The organism is Phaeodactylibacter luteus (assembly GCF_007993045.1).
Taxonomy (GTDB): domain Bacteria; phylum Bacteroidota; class Bacteroidia; order Chitinophagales; family Saprospiraceae; genus Phaeodactylibacter; species Phaeodactylibacter luteus.
The window spans coordinates 46,905-59,771 of the sequence record NZ_VOOR01000023.1 but is presented as its reverse complement, the minus strand read 5'-3'; the positions used below and the strand labels follow the sequence as shown (position 1 = coordinate 59,771).

The 12,867-nt window shown below is 57.7% G+C and carries 8 protein-coding genes; 5 read left to right on the top strand and 3 right to left on the bottom strand.

What is annotated here, in order from left to right; translation table 11 throughout:
• Positions 1–39: 39 nt before the first annotated feature.
• Together FRY97_RS12195 and FRY97_RS12190 are read right to left on the bottom strand one after the other, a co-directional pair.
• A complete protein-coding gene (locus FRY97_RS12195; protein ID WP_147167816.1) occupies positions 40–1,008 on the bottom strand; it encodes a helix-turn-helix transcriptional regulator in 969 nt (322 codons plus the stop codon).
• Between the two features lie 346 nt (positions 1,009–1,354).
• Positions 1,355–4,663: a ThuA domain-containing protein gene (locus FRY97_RS12190; RefSeq protein WP_147167815.1), complete on the bottom strand. Its 3,309-nt coding sequence runs from the start codon at positions 4,661–4,663 to the stop codon at positions 1,355–1,357.
• A 244-nt stretch (positions 4,664–4,907) separates the two neighbouring features.
• On the opposite strand from FRY97_RS12190, the gene FRY97_RS12185 reads away from it, so the two are divergent.
• The gene (locus FRY97_RS12185) at positions 4,908–7,226 is read left to right on the top strand and encodes a hypothetical protein (RefSeq protein WP_147167814.1); all 2,319 of its coding nucleotides are present in this window, start codon (positions 4,908–4,910) and stop codon (positions 7,224–7,226) included.
• 133 nt (positions 7,227–7,359) lie between these two features.
• Positions 7,360–8,634: a dihydroorotase gene (locus tag FRY97_RS12180; protein ID WP_147167813.1), complete on the top strand. Its 1,275-nt coding sequence runs from the start codon at positions 7,360–7,362 to the stop codon at positions 8,632–8,634.
• Between the two features lie 29 nt (positions 8,635–8,663).
• Here the strand turns inward: FRY97_RS12180 and FRY97_RS12175 are convergent, their stop codons facing one another.
• Complete coding sequence (locus FRY97_RS12175; protein ID WP_147167812.1) at positions 8,664–9,938, bottom strand: NRAMP family divalent metal transporter; 1,275 nt, start codon at positions 9,936–9,938, stop codon at positions 8,664–8,666.
• Between the two features lie 657 nt (positions 9,939–10,595).
• Here FRY97_RS12175 and FRY97_RS12170 point away from each other — a divergent pair.
• The 3 genes from FRY97_RS12170 to FRY97_RS12160 all read left to right on the top strand — a co-directional run bounded on the left by FRY97_RS12170 (position 10,596) and on the right by FRY97_RS12160 (position 12,813).
• Positions 10,596–11,162: a DUF4199 domain-containing protein gene (locus FRY97_RS12170; RefSeq protein WP_147167811.1), complete on the top strand. Its 567-nt coding sequence runs from the start codon at positions 10,596–10,598 to the stop codon at positions 11,160–11,162.
• 157 nt (positions 11,163–11,319) lie between these two features.
• A complete protein-coding gene (locus FRY97_RS12165; RefSeq protein WP_147167810.1) occupies positions 11,320–11,835 on the top strand; it encodes a DUF4199 domain-containing protein in 516 nt (171 codons plus the stop codon).
• 18 nt (positions 11,836–11,853) lie between these two features.
• A complete protein-coding gene (locus tag FRY97_RS12160) occupies positions 11,854–12,813 on the top strand; it encodes a glycosyltransferase family 2 protein (protein ID WP_147167809.1) in 960 nt (319 codons plus the stop codon).
• Positions 12,814–12,867 lie beyond the last annotated feature (54 nt).

The following is a 12,867-nucleotide window of genomic DNA, read 5'->3' as shown; positions in this document are numbered from 1 at the left end:
GTCGACCTCAAAACCATCAAAATTGTGACAGCTTCCCCCCTAAAACTGCATCCGCCCCCGCTCCCGTTCCAAATGCCGCTTCAGCCCCTCCGGTGCGATCACCTCGATCACCTGATGGTGGAAGCCCAGTATGAAATTCGTCAGCCCATAGAATTTATGGTTCACCCGGCACTGGAAATCATATACATTCTCCTGCTGCGCATCCTCCTGAATGTAGGCTTTGGTCAAGGGGTAACGCTCCACCAGTTCATTGTAAGCGCCTACTTTTAGGCGCAGGTGGACCAGTTCCTGTTCGTTGTCCACAATACGGAAAGGGTCTGTGGCCAGCTTGTTGTGTTCCGTTTCGTACGCCCAGGGCGTATCCGTCATGCGGATCCTAAGGATGCGGGAAATACGGAAATGCCGCAGCATCTGCTTGTCCACATCATAAGCCTGTACCGTATCATCCTCTACCTTTGCGTGGAAGGGCTCCACCAGCCGGTCTTTTACTTCATTGCTGTTAGAAGAGCGGTACCCCAGCAGTACCACTTGTACTTTTTGCTGCCGAGCCTGCTGCAGCAGTTGAAATTTGGTCAGATATGGCCTTCTCCAGTGCTCAGGCCCAGGGGTGCTCACCGCCCCAAGGGTATCTGCTGCCCCTGGGTAATCCTGCTGATTGCCAAATATGGCCGCCAGGCGTTGCTGCAAAGCGATAATCTTATCAGACGCAGCATCTACTTGGCGTAGGGCACGGAGCAACAGCAACTGCTCTGACGCTTCTAATTGCAGGAGCGCTTTCAAGTCTTCAAACGGTTTGTCCGCAGCGAAGCCGTAGCGGTGCTTGTCGTCAGGTTTCACTTGGAAGCCTGCGTTACGCATCGCCTCAAAATCATGCTTAATGGTATCCGGGTCAACTCCGTACAGTTCAGCCAATTCCCGTTTGGTATAACGATAAGGCTGCTCCTGTATGGCCCTGAGGACTCTCAGCAACCGTGTTTTAGTACTGTATTCATGGCCTTTGGATGGCATTGTAGTAGGGTTTTGATGTCATTAGGTACTGCAGCTAGCACGGTGCCCCTGTACCATGTGAGGGGGCCTGCCCCTGCCTGAGGGCAGGTGCCGCTATGCTGCGGGGCTCGCTGTCCGCTCGGCCCCTCGCCCTACAGGCGTCGGGTCTGGCCTTCGGCCCCCCCTTCGCAGCGCTAGGCCGCTGCCAGGCTAGTGCCCCAAAGCACCGGGCATTCGGGTTGCTGCCCGGTCACGCCAGCTAATCAACAATGCAATTTAATAAAAAAATGGATATTGGCATTCTGCTGATGGGCCGTTTTTTGCTCTTGCACACTGCCCCCTCTCCTTGCTGATGGGGCAGGGGCTGCTAACGGACTTCAAAAGTCACCGCATCCAGCCTGGCAATCTGCCAGCTAGACCCCTCTGCTGCCCTGAACACCAGGTACACATCCTGCAGGCCAGGAGCAGGGGCTATGGGGAGGGTGGCTTTGCCCGATTCAGGCAGGGGCATGCGGCCTAGCAGCGGCCCTGAGGGGGAGCCGGTGCGGACCTCTGCCTCTCCCCCGGCAAAACGCCCTTGCTCTGTGGAGGCTTCCAAAGAAATACCGTTGACCTGGGCCAGGTCAACCGACCGGAAGGCCATGTGGTCGCCGTCATAAATCTCCCCCACGCTCCCTTCCTGCCGCATCAGGGTAGGAGTGCCCTCATCAAAGGCGGCTGCGGGCATACGGTGGTAGCGCAGCTGTACTTTTTCCTGCCGCGTGATGGCCGGCTGCCCGTTCCGGGGCCGATCGGTGTAAGAGGCCATGAATACATAACGACCTTTCTCTGCTTTCCCAAGGTGCTGATCGGTGGTGTATTGCCCTTTAGCCGGCAGGCTGTTGCTGTGGGCCGCCGCCAAGGATAGGATATAGGCCACCATGCGGCTGGCTTCCGCCTCCGTGAGCTGAGGGTGGGCCGACATAGCGGTCTCGCCCCACACGCCGGAGCTCCCTTCTCGTATGCGGCGGGCAAGGACAGCCGGCGCTTTGGGGTCGCCGGCATACTTTTCGGCCACCTGCAGGTAGCTCGGGCCGTTGATTTTTTTATCCTTGGCATGGCAGGCCTTGCAGTCCGAACCCTCGATGAGGGCCAGCCCGGCAGGCTGCAGGCTGGAAGCCTGCTGATGCCCTTGGGCTATAGCAGCCAGGTCGTACCCTTCGGCAAGGTAGTCAACGCTCACCTTCAGCTGCGCTGCCGGCACCTGCCCGTCTTCTTTATCCTTGGCGGCTACCTCATAGGCTACCGTCCTGCCATCCCAATAGAATGACCGGTTGCCTGCAATGGACCAATTGACCTGCGGGGGCTCGTTGCCGGCCATGACGGCCACGCTGGCCTCCGAGGTATTGCCGTCGGGGTCGGTCGCCTTCAGCTGTACCGTATAGGTGCCAGGCTGTTCAAAGGTATAGCTCAGGCTTTCGCCCGAAAATGCCTGCCCGTCAACTTGCCAATCGAACTGCAGGGGGTCCCGGTCCGGATCGTAGGAAGCAGCAGCGGAAAAACTGGCCTTCAGCGGCACAGCCCCTTGCAGGGCGGCCGCTTCTATCCGGGCAGCTGGCTTGCGGTTGCCTTTGATGTAAGCGATGCGCGACAATCGGGCGTCTGCATTTTGGGTAAACCATTGCTCCCCGTATTCCAACACATACAGCTGCCCATCGGGCCCGAAGAGCATATCCATAGGGTTGGCGAAGTCGCCCTGCTCCGAAAGGAAGGGGTCTGCCTGCACGAAGCGCCCGTCTTCGTCAAGGGTGAGCACAAAAATCCAGTCGCGCATCCACTCGTAGACGAACAGCTTGCCATTGAAGTAATCCGGGTACTTGTCTTCATTTTCGTACTGTTCTGCATAGTATACCGGCCCCGCCATAGGGTTTTTGCCGCCAACGCCTACCCAGGGGAATTCCTTCGACTTGTCGTAGGAGTACCAGATCATGGACGGCTGTACGGGCGGCAGTTCCCGCAGCCCGGTATTGTTGGGCGATTCGTTCACAGGCTGCTGTGCACTGAACTGTGGGCCTGCCAGATTGCTGGCAAAGTCGAAATCATGGTATGCCTGCAGGTTGCCCCTGAGGTAAGGCCAGCCAAAGAAGCCGGCTTCCCTGGCCTGATTGATCTCGTCTATGCCCTTGGGGCCGCGCTGCTCGCGCCCGACGCCTGCATCTGGGCCTACATCGCCCCAATAGAGGTAGCCGGTGCGCGCGTCTATGCTAAAGCGGAAAGGGTTCCTGCAGCCCATGACGTAAATCTCCGGCCGGGTGCCGGGCGTGCCTTCCGGGAAAAGGTTGCCTTCCGGAATGGTATAGGACCCATCGGGCTGAGGCGTGATCCGCAAGATCTTGCCCCTAAGGTCATTGGTGTTGGCCGCAGTCCGCTGTGCATCAAAGGGCGCTCTCCCCGGCCGCTCATCAATAGGGGCGTACCCCTCTGATTCGAAAGGGTTGGTGTTGTCGCCTACGCTGATGAAGAGGTTGCCGTCTGGGCCAAACTCCAGCGAGCCTGCAGAATGGCAGCACTCTTCCCGCTGTACGGGTATTTTCAAGATGACCTGCTCGCTCAGCCAGTGTACGGAATCTTGGGCAAAAACAAAGCGGGAGACCTGCTGCACCGCTTCCTCCCCAACCGGCGAATAGCACAGGTAAATCCAATGATTGTCCTCGTAGGCGGGGTCGACAGCCAGCCCCATCAGCCCATCTTCGTGTTCGGTGTGTACCGGGAGATGGCCAATAGAATCGAGGGCGCCGCGCTCAGGGTCGTACATCTTGATGCCCCCCCGCCGTTCAATCAGCAGTATGCGCCCGTCGGGCAGCAGGTCGATTTCCATGGGCTCAAACAGGTTGCTGGCCAAGACAGTCTTCTGGAAACGGTTCTGCTCGGGCACGCGCGCGGTCCGGGCCAGGCTGTAGTCCAGCCGGTTTTCCCCTATCGCATATTGTATGCCGCCTGCCAGGTGCTGCAGGAAGAGGGGCTCGGCATAAGCCGCTTCTGTATGCCCCCCTCCGGTATAAAATGCCCGCCCCCCATCGTATTCGTGGAAGAGGGCAATCGGGTGGTGGCTGCCGTTTGTCCCCCCTTCGTAGGTGGACTCGTCCAGGTTGAGGAGCACCTGCACATCGGGGTTGAGGGCTTTGTAGTTGTACCATTCGTCCTCGCGCGCCCACCGTTCGGGCAGCATGGAAGTGGCCGGGTGGCTGGGGTAGACAACTTCCAGCTCCGCCGCCCTCACATTGGGCGAGTCTGGGTGCCCATCGAAATAGCCGCCGGCAAGCTTGCCGTACCAAGGCCATTGGTATTCGGTATCGGCTGCAGCGTGTATGCCCACGTACCCGCCCCCGGCTTGAATGTAACGCTCAAAGTCTGCCTGCTGATAATGGCCGAGCACATCGCCGGTCGTGTTCAGGAAAATGACGGCAGCATATTGTTTCAGGTTCTCTTCCCGGAAAGCAGCAGCATCTTCCGTGGTGTCCACACTAAAATGGTGCTCCATGCCCAATTGCTGTATGGCGGCAATGCCCGCCGGGATAGAGGCATGCCGGAACCCCGCAGTTTTGGAAAAAACCAGCACCTTCGGCATGGGCGGCTCGGAGCAGCTGGCCATCAGGCAGGCGATCAGCAAAAGGCAAAGTGGGCAAAGAGGTTTCATAGTTCCGTTGGTGTGGCGGCAAGCCCTGGCCTGCCTGGTTTTTCGTTTGATGAAAGATGCTTGGTGCGCCGGGGCAGGGCAGCAGGTAAAATTGGCAGTGCCCCTGTCATATCAAGCCGAATATACAAAACCAGCCGGGATAGGCCTGCATTCCTCCTGCCCGCAGCCGGCCGAATTGTACGTACAGCACCGCTGCTTGGCCGGAAAAATGTACTTTTGCCGTAAAGGCATCCGAACCAACCCTATGTCGACACCGCACTCCTCCCACCGCTGGACTAACCTTGCCTGGCTCCTGCTGCTGCTGGCGGCTTTGGGCCTCCGCTTTCCTGATTTTTTCCAATCGCCCAACAGCAAGGTCATTGAGCCCTATGCAGACGGGCTGAAAGCCTACACCAACATAGAGTACCACGCCCGCTACGATTCTTCCCTTACTTACTTTCAAGGGATGAACTACCCTTATGGCGACCACGCTTCAGCTGCGGTCACCCAGCCCTTGGTATCGGGGCTGATCAAGCTGGTGAGCGATTATGTGGTGGACATTACGGGCTACACCCGGGCTATTATACATTTTAGCCTGCTGCTGGGGATCGGGCTGGCCTCTTTATTTCTGATGCTGTTGCTGCGGCGCCTCGGCTGCCACCCCTGGTGGGCCATGGCTGCGGGGCTGGGCGTGGCCTTTTTGTCCCCTCAGCTGCACCGGTTCATATCCCATTACGGGCTGGCCCATCTCGAGGTCATCCCGGTCATGCTGTACCTACTGGCCCGCTTGGAAGAGGCGCACAGCCTAAAGTTCAGCTTCCTTATGGCATTGGCTGTGGCGGCTTTCTCCCTGATCCACTTTTATTACTTTGCCATCATGGCCATGACCCTGGGCTTGTATTTTGGGATAGGCTTCCTGCGCAAGCCCGGCATTAAGCGGTTATTGAAATATGCGCTGCACTACGGGGTACAGGTAGGCTTGCCGCTGGTGTTCTTTTATTTCTGGATGTACCACAACAGCAGCATTACAGACCGGGCAGCCCGCCCCTGGGGCTTTTTCCACTTCCATGCGATATGGGAAAACCTGGTGACTTCGCCTTATATCCCCTGGTATCAATACATCGATCAGCACTGGATAAAGATACAGCAGTCGTACGAAGGGCAGGCATACTTAGGGCTGGTGGCCATCGTGGGGCTGTTGGCGATGTTGGGCCGCTGGGCTGGCAGCCGGTTCCGGCAGCCTTTTGTCCGGGCAGGGGGCAAGCTGCAGCCTTTCCTGGCCAAAGCGCTGGGGGCTAGCAGCATACTGCTGTTGCTTTCTTTTGGGCTGCCCTTTACGCTGCCGGGGCTGGAGGGGTACCTGGATTATACCGGCCCGTATCAGCAGTTCCGGTCTGTGGGCCGGTTCAACTGGCCGTTTTATTATGTCGCGAATATAGTCGTGCTCGCTGAGCTCTGGCATTGGGTAGCGAAACAGCAGGACAACCTAAGGCTTGGGGCAGGCATTGCTGCATTGCTGCTGCTAGGGGCAGAAGCCTGGTACTCTGCCAACGGGCCCGATCTGCGTCTCGACAGCATAGCTGAGCTGGAGGAAGGGCGGAAGTATACCGATCTGCCGGGTATAGATTGGGGAGAGTTTCAGGCGGTGCTCCCGGTGCCTTACTTCAACCTCGGGAGCGACAATTTCTGGTACGAAACAGAAGGGCTGCCCATGCCGCGCACCCTGATCATCGGCATACAGACCGGGCTGCCGACTACAGGGGCAGCCCTGACCCGCACTTCACGTGGGCAGGCCATCCGGCAGCTGGAGCTGGTGCACGAGCCTTACCGCCTGCCGCGCATCCTGGCCGATTTCCCCAACGGCAAGCCATTGCTCATGTTGGTGGACAACCACCATTTCAGTCAGCAGAAGGCCCGGTATGCCCACTTGCTGGAAGGGGCGCAGCTGATCTATGAGTCGGACTCCTACCGGCTGTACCGTCAGCCGCTACAGGCCTTTGAAGACCGCATTGCGGCCCGCGCCAGGGAAATCCGCTACCGCATTGCCAACGACAGCACCGGCTTATTCCCCGTGGATGGATGCTTGGCAACGGACGCTACGGCTGGCATCAGCCTTGAGTCTTTCGATACTTTGCGTTCAGCGCGCTACTACCGGGGAGGTGGGGCGTTCCAAGGGCTGTCCGGACAGCGGAATGTGCTTTTCGATCAGCCCATCCCCAAGCAGTTTGGCACAGGCTGGTACAATTTCTCGGCCTGGGTATACATCGATCAGGACCGCCTCGCCCAAGCCGAGGCCCACTTTGAAGAGTACGAGCCGGAGACTGGAGCGGTGGTGAAAGCAGAAGTGCTCCCCTTGCACCGGAGCCTCTCTGTAGTAGATACCAATGGCTGGGCTTTGTTTGAAAAGGTATTCATCCCCCAGCGTTCGGATACGAAAGTAAGGCTGTGGGTACAGCACCCGCGCATCCTGAGGGATACGCTCTGGGTGGATGAGCTGCTCGTGCGGCCAGATGCCGTAGAAGTGTACCGGCAGGGCCCGGGCTACGTTTACCGCAACAACCGCTGGTTCCCGGTAGGGGGGTAAATACAGCGGCTGTGCAGCAACCTTTCCCGTAAGCATAGACATTGCAGGCTGTTCTAACCGGAAAACCGTGGTGGAGTGTATATTTGCAGCACAATAGGCTTGATGCAAGTCTGATATTTCAGCAAACTGACCGATGGACCTACTGATAAGAAACGCACACATTGTGGCCCCGGGGGAAGACCTGCACGGGGAGGAAAAAGACCTTTTGATCCGAGATGGCTATATCGCAGCAATAGGGGAGAACCTCCCCTCCGCGCCGGGCTTGGAGGAGCTGTCCTATAAGGGGCAATGCGCCTCTATTGGCTGGGTAGATATTGGAGCACAGGTTGGAGACCCCGGGCTGGAGCACCGGGAAACCCTACACACCGCAGGCGCAGCAGCGGCAGCAGGCGGCTTCACCGCAGTGGCAGCCCTGCCCAATACCCAACCTGTTATTGACGATAAATCTGGTGTGCAGTACATCAGCAAGAACGCGTATGGCAAGCTGGTGCAGTTTCTGCCGATCGGGGCCATTACTCAAGGCTGTAAAGGGCTGGATATCACGGAGATGATCGATATGCAGCGCGCCGGGGCGGTCGCCTTTTCGGATGGGGAAAAGCCTTTGCAGCATGCCGGCGTCATGCTCCGTGCCCTAGAGTACGTCAAGGCCTTCGGCGGGCTGGTCATCAATCAGCCACTGGATAAGCTGGTCAGCCACGGCGGGCAGGTGCACGAGGGGCGGGTATCGACAGCTATGGGGCTGGCCGGGGTGCCTGCTATCGCTGAAGAGATTATGGTGCGCCGGGATCTGCACCTCCTGGAGTACGCCGAAAGCCGCCTCCATCTCGCGAACCTTTCCACGGCAGGTGCGGTACAAATGGTGCGGGAGGCCAAAAGCAGGGGCTTGCAGGTAACGGCTTCTGTCAGTATCATGAACTTGGTGTACGACGAAACGGCTGTAGCAGATTTTGACAGCAACTTCAAAGTCATGCCGCCCCTGCGCAGGGCCGAAGACCGGGCTGCTCTTTTAGCGGGCGTAAAGGATGGCACCATTGACATCATCTCGGCTCATCATGTGCCGCTGGAAGAGGAAGTGAAAAAGCTGGAGTTCAGCTATGCAGATTTTGGGGTGACCGGGCTGGAGACCTTATACGCCCTGAGCAGGACCTACTTGTCGGATTGGCTAGATGCGGAAACCCTGGTGCAGGCGCTGGCTTACAACCCTCGCAAGCTTTTTGGCCTTCCGGTACCTCACATAGCCGTAGGCCAGCCTGCGGAGCTGACCATTTTCCATCCAGATATGGAGTGGGTATATGAGCGCGGCCGTGTCCGTTCCCGCTCGCTGAACTCCCCTGTGCTTGGCCAGCGGTTGAAGGGCCGCCCGTTGGGCGTCATCAACAACAACCAGTTTTTCTCTGCGCTGGCTTAGCGCTTGTATGAGGGCCAGCGCAACAGCATTCAAGGCTGTGCCCTTTTGGCGAAAGCCCAGCGGGCCATCAGCAGGCAAGCGGCTGCGCTGAGCAGGCCCAGCCACGCAGGAGAGCGCAGTGCGCCCCCGCTCAGCCCAATGGCTTTGGAGAGGGCTGCGGCCAGGTTGTTCAGCCCAAGGAAAACGCATACGCCAAATACCAGGAGGGACAAGAAGTTGGCCAGTGGGCCATTGGCGTTTCGGCCAAGGGCTGCGCTATCGTTGGCCACATAAATGAGGAAGCCTGCTGCCAAGGGGAGGAGGAGCCCATTGATGGCCTGTGCCATGATGATGGCTGGCACGGGCTGTATGCCAGAGAGGCTGAACAAGAGCCCAATGCCAAGGACCGCCCCCCAAGTGAGCCGGAAATAGCGGCCTTGAGTGCCCCAATGCCCGTGTTCCTGCCCGATCAGGCTCTGCCCTGCCACAGCTGCTGCCAGCGGGGCTGTGATGGCAGAACTGATGCCCGCTGCCCCGAGCCCCACGGCCAAAGCGGGCTTTCCCCAAGGGCCGAGCTCTCTTTGCAGCGCTGCTGCCAGCCCTTCAAAACTAAACCCCTCGCTGACTTGCGTTCCGGTGATGAGTATGGCTGCTGATATCAGCCCGCCCAGGGCAATTGCCCCGCCCAGGCCCCATCTTGTAGCTTTGAGCTCCCTGCCCCGGCTGAGGCCAGCCCCAAGGAAGAGGTTGTAGGGCACTACCGTAGTGCCGATCAGGCTGATGGTGAGCAGCAGGCTGCCGCTGGGCAAGCTGGGGCTCAAGCCGCTGCCTAGAAGCCCGGGCGAGGGGCGCACCTGCCAAGCTGCCCAACAGAATAGAAAGCCCATAACGGCTACGAGGGTGCTCAGCCCCCGGGTGATCACTTTGAAGCTCCCGCCCCACAGCAGTGTGGCAGACAGGGCGCTTATGCCTAAGCTGAGCACATAACCGGGGACAGGGGCACTGAGCTGCAGGCCCGCTACCGCTCCCATGACATTCCCAGCCTGGTAGGCTGCACAGCCAAATGCAACTGCGTAGAAGAGCCCATAGGCCAGGCGCTTCCGATGGCCGCCGCCGATCAATTGCCCGGGCTGTTGCCCACTGCCAATGACTACCCTGGCTGCGGTCTCTTGCAGCAGGTAAGTAGCGCCCACGGAAAAAAGCAGTGCCCACAACAGGGCGGTGCCAAAAGCACTGCCGGCTTTGGCCGCGGTGGTGACTGTGCCGGGGCCTATGAATGCGGCAGAGATGACAGACCAAAAAAGGATTTGAGCGAGGCGGCGCATGTTTTTTTGTTTTGGATAGCGGGGCTGTGTGAGTAGATTGAGCCGTATATTTTTGACAATTGAAGACCACGCACCAGAAAAGGCTTAAGCGTGGAAATGCCATCAAATCATCCGGTCTAGCCGCGCTAGGGCCCCGCATTGAGGTCAAACGAATGGGCATAGACTGAAACGCAAACAAGATACAGCGTTTGCCGGGGTTTAAGAGCTTTTTGGGATTTTGCACTTCGGGCTGCTCTTGCCAAATTTTCTCCTGCTCTCCGTTGTTCTTCCGCCTGCCAAAGTCTTACGGCGGGCAGGTCGGTCGATCAGGGCAAAATTTGGCTGCGTTCGCTCCAAAAGCAAAATCCCAACATCTCTAAGTTGGCACTGGCCTAGCGATGCGGAGGGGTGTAAGCCCGATAGGGCCGAGCGGACAGCGAGCCCCGTAGCGTAGCGCCTCGTGCCGTCAGGCAGGAGGAGGCCCCTATCCTTGCGGAGGGGGCAGGCCCCAAAACAATCCGCAATCGCAGCGGTGTTCAAGCCATTTTGCATTCCTGTTGGTCTAACAAAGTACAGGCTTTGCCGGAATCCTTGGCGCGTTGTTGGAAAATACTGTAGGTTAGTAGGGTATTTTGGGGCGTCCCCCCGATTTTATAAACAAAACAAAAAAAATCAGCCATGAGTACTTTTGACAACCCGAATGAAAATGTAGCGCCTGAATCGGTTTCGCCCTGGCCAACAGCCACTCGCCACGGGCTGCTTGGCGGATTGGTGCTGGTCGTGATCTCTTTGGTCATCCACCTCACTGGCGCAGTAGATTACTCCGACCCGCAGTCGAGCTCTAGCTGGGTCTCCAATCTGGCGACCTGGACGGTGATGATCGCCGCTATGGTGCTGGCCATCCGGCAGCATCGTGACCACGAGCTTGGCGGTTTCATCACGTTCGGGCGATCGTTCTATACCGGTTTTATTGCAGCGCTGATGATTGCGATCGTCTCGGCGATCTGGAGCTATGTCTTCTTTGCCTTCATTGAGCCGGGGCTTATGGATACTCTGCTTGAGGTCAGCCGCGATCAGATGATAGAGCAGCAGGGCATGAGCGCAAGCGATGCCGACAATGCGATGGAGATGATGAGCTTTATGTTCAGCCCGGCAGCATTTGCGGTGTTTGGCGGCGGGGGCGCGCTGGTTGTGGGCGTGATTTTTTCGCTTATCATTGCTCCGTTCCTCAAGCGCGAGCGATAATTTTTATCTTTGGCCGGGCCTGAAGCAGTGCCTGGCTTGAGCATTGACTATTGGCAGGCCTGCTCCGGGGGAACTTCTACGGAGCAGGCTTTTTTATCATCAACTAGCGGTTGCCAAAAGCTTTTGAAGGGCAGGGCAGCCAGAAAACAAAATCAGCATGGGCAAGCTTTTACAAAACCGTAGTGTCCGGTATGGCCTCATTGCAGGCCTGGCCGTCGTGGCGATTTATTTTGTGGCTTACCTGATCAACAAGGAATGGGTTTTCAATTCCTTCCTGCACTGGGCGACGGTCGGCTTGTATGTTGCGGCAGCCTGGAAAGCGGTGGAAGATGAGCGGCAAGCGCAGGAGGGGGGCAAGCTGGACCTTAAAGAGGGCATACGGGCCGGCTTTGCGGTATTGGTGGTGAGCAGCTTGCTGTATTATGTATATTATTTTGTGCTTCATGGCTTGGCTGACCCTGGCCTTGCAGATGTACAGGCTGAAGTGATGCGGGAAGTCTTGGAAGCCCGCAAGGCGATGCTGTCGGAAGAGCAGTATGAAGCCTTTTCTGCTTCTCTGAACGAAGAGAGCCTGAGGGTGACGCTGCCGAATACCCTGCTGACTTACGCCCGCAGCCTGATCGGATATTTTTTACTCGCACTGGCGCTGGCCTTTATAGCTAGCCGCCGGTAAAGGCCCAAAAACGGGAATATGGATATTTCAATAGTTGTCCCTTTGTTCAATGAGGAGGAATCCCTCCCGGAGCTTGAAGCTTGGATCCGCAGGGTCATGGAGGCACACCATTTCTCTTACGAGATCCTTTTCGTAGATGATGGGAGCCGCGATGGCTCATGGGATGTGGTCGTTCGCCTGGCCCAAGAGCAGCCTACTGTGCGCGGCATCAAGTTCCGGCGCAACTATGGCAAGTCTGCGGCCTTGAACCGTGGTTTCGCCGCGGTGAAAGGGGATGTCGTCATTACGATGGATGCCGACCTGCAGGACTCCCCCGAGGAGGTGCCCGAGCTGTACCGCATGATCACCGAGGAGGGTTTTGATATGGTTTCGGGCTGGAAGCGCAAGCGCTACGACCCTGTGTTGACGAAGAACCTGCCCAGCAAGTTTTTTAACTGGACGGCCCGGCAGATGACCGGCATCCACCTGCACGATTTCAACTGTGGGCTCAAGGCTTACCGGCAGGCGGTGGTGAAGAGCATAGAGGTGTATGGCGACATGCACCGCTACATTCCGGTGCTGGCCAAGTGGGCGGGGTTTAAGAAAATCGGGGAGAAGGTCGTGCAGCATCAGGAGCGCAAATATGGTACGACCAAATTTGGGATCGAGCGATTTATCCGCGGCCCGCTCGACTTGCTCTCCGTGGTCTTCATCTCTAAGTTTGGGAAGCGCCCGATGCACTTTTTTGGCATGTGGGGGGCTGCCATTTTTGTCTTAGGTTTTTTATCAGCAGGCTACATTGGGGTGAGCAAGCTCTACCGCCTCAGCCAAAAGCTGCCAACCATACTGGTGACGGACAATCCTTATTTCTATATTTCCCTTACTTGTATGATCATCGGCACTATGCTGTTCTTGTCGGGCTTTCTGGCGGAGCTGGTGTCGCGTACCGCTACGGACCGCAATAACTACCTTATAGAAAAGGAAATAGGCGGCGGGTAGCTTATGTGTGGGGAGGTGGTAAAAAAACGCCTGAGGGAAGCCCCTCAGGCGTTT